The sequence below is a fragment of the Vibrio sagamiensis NBRC 104589 genome (assembly GCF_007990935.1).
GTDB lineage: Bacteria > Pseudomonadota > Gammaproteobacteria > Enterobacterales > Vibrionaceae > Vibrio > Vibrio sagamiensis.
Genome location: NZ_BJXJ01000082.1, coordinates 1 through 5274, shown reverse-complemented (window position 1 = coordinate 5274; position 5274 = coordinate 1). Strand labels below are relative to the sequence as shown.

The window sequence follows — 5274 nt, the reverse complement described above, 5'->3', positions numbered from 1 at the left end:
GTTAAAGTCTGGCGGGCTGTGAGGCTTTTGCAACAAGCCTGTAAATATCCCTTTTAATTCTGGTTATTATTACTATTAATTTAGGTGAACTGAATATTATTTTAAGTTTTTATTAAAATTATCGTTTGATAGATAATAAAACTGAAGTTATTGACTGTAATAATAACGCTTTAAAGTTAGGAGTTGTTAGCTAAGTGTTACTTATATAGATAAAGTTAAAAGAAAAATAAATATTATCTTTTAAGCGTTTAAATATATATATGCTCAATAATCTATTTACAGATACAAATTGCTTGTATATCATGCTCGAAATTTTCAGGCCTTGATTTTAATTCAAAAAATATCCAATGCTATTTTTATAGGAATGCCATTTTGTATTATTGCGATCTTAATCTTAATGAAATTAATGATAAGTACCAAAAAGTATTTAACCCATTCTTTATGTCAAAGAAAATGGATTTAATTGTCGACTTTAAGGAGGGTAAAATACCATACATCATTTTTAAAAATACAGGGTTACACTTAAAATGTGATGAGGAAAATATAGAGAATAATAGCCTTGATATGGATTTAAGGTTGTGCTTCATATCTTCAGTTTTTAAATGTTTAGAAATTAACCCAATAACCTATGAAGGAGAAAATAATGGTTATCTTTTCCGGAAAGTTACACCTGTAAAGTCTTTTGAAAAAACAAAAAGCTCTTTTGGTGGGAAAGAAGAATTAGGCTTTCATGTAGATAATAACCATTTGTCGTTAACACCTGAAGCTAGCGAGGAAGGAAAGAGCAAAGCTCCTGATTATCTTTCACTGTTGTGCATAAGAAATAACGAAAAGGTTCCAACAATAATTTCTGATATAAACCAGGCAATAAAAAGTTTGACTGAAAATGAGCTTAATATTCTATTGGATAAAAGATATACGATAGATTATCCTGATTCTTTTAAGGTTTCAGGTAAAGTAGAAGCTCCTGTATTAGTCAAAAGCGAAGAAGGTTTTTACTCCAGATTTGATTATGCTTTTACTACCCCGAATGATAAAGATGCTAAAAAAGCTTTTGATAAGCTAAATCAAATTCTAACAGAAAACTCACAAGACATTAACTTGGACTCTGGGGATTTGATCATATTTAGAAATCAGAAAGTAGTTCACGGTAGGAAGAAGTTCAACCCTAAATATGATGGATTTGATAGATTTCTCATTAGGTTATTTGGTGTAGACGAACTTAGAGATATAGTAACAGTATCTGATGACCAACCCTACCATAGTGTATCAATATAATGAGTGCAGTAGTTTTATCAGTGACGGTATTAGTCGTTCTGACAATTATGAGGCTTAATATAGTTGCTTCGATAGTTATAAGTTCTTTTTTAGGTGGTATTATCTCTGGACAAAATCCATCTGATATATGGACTAGCTTTACTTTAGGTTTAGGTAATAATGCCTCGTTAGCATTAAATTATGCTATCGTCGGGGGATTTGCTTACTTAATTTCTTTATCAGGTTTACCTGAATTTGTGATATCTTATTTCTCTGATATCGAAAATAATTCAGTTAAAAAGGTCAAAGTATCGGTTATAACGCTGATACTTGTTGCTGCAATTTTTTCTCAAAATCTTATTCCAATTCATGTCGCTTTCATACCAATTTTGATACCACCATTACTATCTATTTTTCATAAGATAAACCTTGATAGAAGAATCATTGCGTGTGTTCTAAGTTTTGGGCTTGTTACACCATATATGTTTTTACCATTTGGTTTTGGACAAATGTTCTTAAATGAGTTGATTAGGCCGGAACTCATTGATCAAGGTCTTACAGAAGCTGATACTATAAATATGTCCAAAGTAATGGTCATCCCAGTTATTGGCATGATACTTGGTTTGATATTATCTATATTTGTATCATACAGAAAGCCAAGGCAATACCAAACAATTGATATTCAGTGCCATAAAAACAATTCCAAACAAACGTTATCAAAAAAAGAAATATTATTAACATCTTTAGCATTAACGAGTTTTGTTATCGTTCAGTTAAAATCAAACTCTATGGCTCTCGGTGCCCTAACTGGTGCTTTTATACTGAGCATGACGAGCTGGAAAAAAAGCAATTCTCTGTTTTCTGAGGGGACTAAGCTAATGGCTAGTATTGGTATTACTATGATGGCAGCATCAGGATTTGCTCAGGTAATGCATGACACAGGCGGTATATCAGTGCTTGTTGAACAAGCAAGTGAAGCTTTTTCAGGTAATGCTTTAATCGCTAGTGGCTCAATGCTACTTGTTGGATTACTAGTTACATTAGGAATAGGATCATCATTTGCAACTATCCCTTTACTTACATCTATATATGTTCCTATTGGCCTAAGCGTAGGTTTAAGTGTTGAAGCTATCGCATGCCTTGTTATTGTCTCAGGGGTTTTGGGAGATACTGGTTCTCCAATTTCTGAAGTTACATTAACTACATCAGCAGCACTAAATCAAGATGGCCAACATGATCATATAAAGGACACTGTTATACCGACATTTTTTCATTTTAATGTTCCTTTACTTTTATTCGGGTTAATTTCAATTTCACTACTATGATATCTTTATTTTTTATCGCTCTGCTTGGCTCGATGGTACCGGGAGCGAGCTTCGTAATTACTATACGTAATAGTCTTTTTGGTTCTAGGTTATGTGGAATGATGACCGCGTTGGGCCTTTCCTTGGGAATGGCTTTTCATGCTTCATATTTGCTTCCCGGGTTACGGTGGTTTACTGAGCATTCTTCTACTTTTCTATTGGTTATTGGATATATTGGGGCTTCGTACCTTCTATATTTGGGTATAAACTGTTTAAGAGCGAAGAAAGTTGATGTAAATACTGATGTAAGCTTCGGTCAAGAAGGGATAACTCCATGGAAATCATTTCTGACAGGTTTGATGACCGATGTCTTAAACCCCAAAATTGTGATCTTTATTTTAGCTCTATTGAGTCAATATATTGAGCATGACTTAAAGGTTGAGCAATATATTTATTATGGGGCTATTTTATCATCCGTTCAGTTACTTTGGTTTGGATGTGTTGCGTTGTTCTTTTCATCGAAGGCTCTAAGGCAAAAACTTTATGCAGCTTCACACTGGATCGAAAGAGCATCTGGGATTGCTTTGATATTGCTCAGCACAAGTATTGTGCTGCAAAATTTAAATATTCTGTAAACACTTAACCAATCTTAGTTAAAGCCGTTTTGTAGTGTGAGGTGCCTATCTGAGCACCTCTTTTCATGCGTAGATTCCGAAGATATTGAAGAATTCATTAAGGAAGGCGGGTCTCTTCTGCGCCCTCAGCTTCGGCTCATCACGACGTGACCAAAAATCAAGCCGGCCTTTATTCCACATCCTTATCCCCTCAAAACCTTGAATGGTTGACCAAGCCCGCTTTCGGACCTTGAAACCGCTGGTAGCTTCGATAAGCTTTTTGATTGGAGCGTGGTCAGATTCAATCCCATTGTTGAGATGCTTTACTTGCCGATGTTCTACATCTTGCCGTAAGCGGCCTTCACGCTTGAGACGATCAATGACGTTCCCATAAGACGAATGTTTTTCAGTATTCAATGCGTTGGGATGAAAGGAGGTTTTATAGCGACGTAAGCAGCGTTTCAGAAATTGATAAATAAGCGGGAAGGCAAAGGCTTCCCGCACATCAAAAATTCGACTAAGAAGCGATCATTTTTGCGAAGAAATCATTATACTGAGGAGTTCTGCTTAGATTTGCAGGGTCATCACTGAAGTTAGGCCCTAAAACAATTCCCAAGTTATTCGCATCCATTTTATTCACATCACTGTAAGCTGCGACTTGTTTTCCAAGCATAATAGCATCTTGAGCGATTTTAGGCATTTTGTCTAATGCTGGCAAATCCAGCTTATCACGTCCCCGGCTCGCTACCATGGCATCAACCATCTTGCTAATACTTTCGGCATCTTCTTCTGACAAGTTATCTCTGATATTCTGTTTAAAAGTACTTCCAAGGGCGTGAGGTCCAGTACCTTCGAAACCTTCCGTTCTTGCAGATTTCTTCAGTTCATTGATTTCCCCAAAGCCTCCAGATAAACGAAGAAAACCCACTTCTTTTAGAATGTCCTCATTCCCGCTAACAAAGGCAAGGATTGCCTCATTTTGTGCCATGGCAGCCTTGGCTTTATCTTGGGGTAACATCGTTTCTTTTACAGAATCGACAGTCTTGGTATTATCTTGGGGTAACACCTTTTCTTTTACAGAATTCAGAATGCTAAAGAGACTGCTTAACGCATCATTGATTCTAGCAAGGACATTGGTAAAATAAGTCTGTGAAGGCATTCTACCTTTACCTACGTCTTCGGCCTTTAGTGGTGTTTCAGCCAGCCTCACTGAGCGTGTTTCTCCAGCCAACTTTAGCTCGTTTTCTTGTGTCACCTTACCGCTATTTGCTTCTGCAACCTGTGTCTTAACTTGATCGTTCACCTGAGGTGAAATTACAGGCTTGTTTACTGATAAACTCATGATCATATTTTTATCCTCTATTTCTATTTTTTAACCGCTAATTGTATGAAGCCCTCTCGGTGGTACCGAAAGTTGTTCGTCAGTTTCATTTTTATTGAGCTTCGCTTGAATCGCTTCGGTAGAAGAGACCATAGCTTCCAGTTGATCCAAAATAGTTTGCTCTGTTATTAATTGTATTGATTGTCTATTCCAAAGAATAAACTTCTCATTTTTTTGATCATATGAAAAAATGGGTTGAACTAATTGCTCAGAGAAGTGGTTTTCGTTTAGAGCATTTAGTTGTGTGTCAGAACTGACTTTTGATTCATTATCCAGCAAAGAGTAAATAATTAAGTGATCTTTTGGGAACTCTTTAAAATGGTATGTAAAGTTTCCGATCTCTAGAGAGATAATCTCTTTGTTTAAATCTTTAGCGTTGGCATTAAGACCGACTTTTTTTAATAATAATTGAAAACAGTTTGTTAAGTTACCCATTTTTTAAAACCAAATTTATTCTAAATACATAATTGATGGTGGTATTGTAGGTAGATTTTATTGGCTGGTTTATCACATTTAGATTTTTAATTTTTATATAAAAGGCGAAATGTAAAGCTGTACTGCTCATGGAGCTATGTTGGTTTCTGGAAGAGAAAGGGTTATGTCGCAAATATAGCTGGAGATGTAACAGACAGTCTTGTTGCAAAAATTGAAGATGTTTCTGAGGTGCCTATCTGATTACCTCATTTCATGCGTAAATTCCCAAGATATTGAAGAATTC

At 35.7% G+C, this 5274-nt stretch carries 5 protein-coding genes and 1 pseudogene; 3 read left to right on the top strand and 3 right to left on the bottom strand.

What is annotated here, in order from left to right:
* Nucleotides 1-372 precede the first annotated feature (372 nt).
* The 3 genes from VSA01S_RS19210 to VSA01S_RS19200 are packed head-to-tail and all read left to right on the top strand — an operon-like array spanning nt 373 to nt 3196.
* The gene (locus tag VSA01S_RS19210) at nt 373-1278 is read left to right on the top strand and encodes a TauD/TfdA family dioxygenase (protein WP_039978682.1); all 906 of its coding nucleotides are present in this window, start codon (nt 373-375) and stop codon (nt 1276-1278) included.
* Complete coding sequence (locus tag VSA01S_RS19205; protein ID WP_039978680.1) at nt 1278-2582, top strand: Na+/H+ antiporter NhaC family protein; 1305 nt, start codon at nt 1278-1280, stop codon at nt 2580-2582. The genes VSA01S_RS19210 and VSA01S_RS19205 overlap by 1 nt, the downstream gene beginning before the upstream one ends.
* Entirely contained in the window at nt 2579-3196 is a 618-nt protein-coding gene (locus tag VSA01S_RS19200; RefSeq protein WP_083932188.1) for a LysE family translocator, read from the top strand. The genes VSA01S_RS19205 and VSA01S_RS19200 overlap by 4 nt, the downstream gene beginning before the upstream one ends.
* A 63-nt stretch (nt 3197-3259) precedes the next feature.
* Here VSA01S_RS19200 and VSA01S_RS19195 read toward each other — a convergent pair.
* The 3 genes and pseudogenes from VSA01S_RS19195 to VSA01S_RS19185 all read right to left on the bottom strand — a co-directional run.
* A pseudogene (locus VSA01S_RS19195) lies at nt 3260-3649 on the bottom strand (DDE-type integrase/transposase/recombinase); the annotation flags it as partial.
* A gap of 43 nt (nt 3650-3692) precedes the next feature.
* Nucleotides 3693-4523, bottom strand: coding sequence for a RhoGAP domain-containing protein (locus VSA01S_RS19190; RefSeq protein ID WP_039978675.1), 831 nt, complete (start codon nt 4521-4523; stop codon nt 3693-3695).
* A 24-nt stretch (nt 4524-4547) separates the two neighbouring features.
* Entirely contained in the window at nt 4548-4991 is a 444-nt protein-coding gene (locus tag VSA01S_RS19185) for a CesT family type III secretion system chaperone (RefSeq protein ID WP_039978674.1), read from the bottom strand.
* Between the last annotated feature and the right edge of the window lie 283 nt (nt 4992-5274).

Bases quoted from the DNA above. Each gene is read 5' to 3' on its own strand.
- VSA01S_RS19205 (WP_039978680.1), top strand. From the start codon at position 1,278: ATGAGTGCAGTAGTTTTATCAGTGACGGTATTAGTCGTTCTGACAATT.
- VSA01S_RS19200 (WP_083932188.1), top strand. From the start codon at position 2,579: ATGATATCTTTATTTTTTATCGCTCTGCTTGGCTCGATGGTACCGGGA.
- VSA01S_RS19190 (WP_039978675.1), bottom strand. From the start codon at position 4,523: ATGATCATGAGTTTATCAGTAAACAAGCCTGTAATTTCACCTCAGGTG.
- VSA01S_RS19185 (WP_039978674.1), bottom strand. From the start codon at position 4,991: ATGGGTAACTTAACAAACTGTTTTCAATTATTATTAAAAAAAGTCGGT.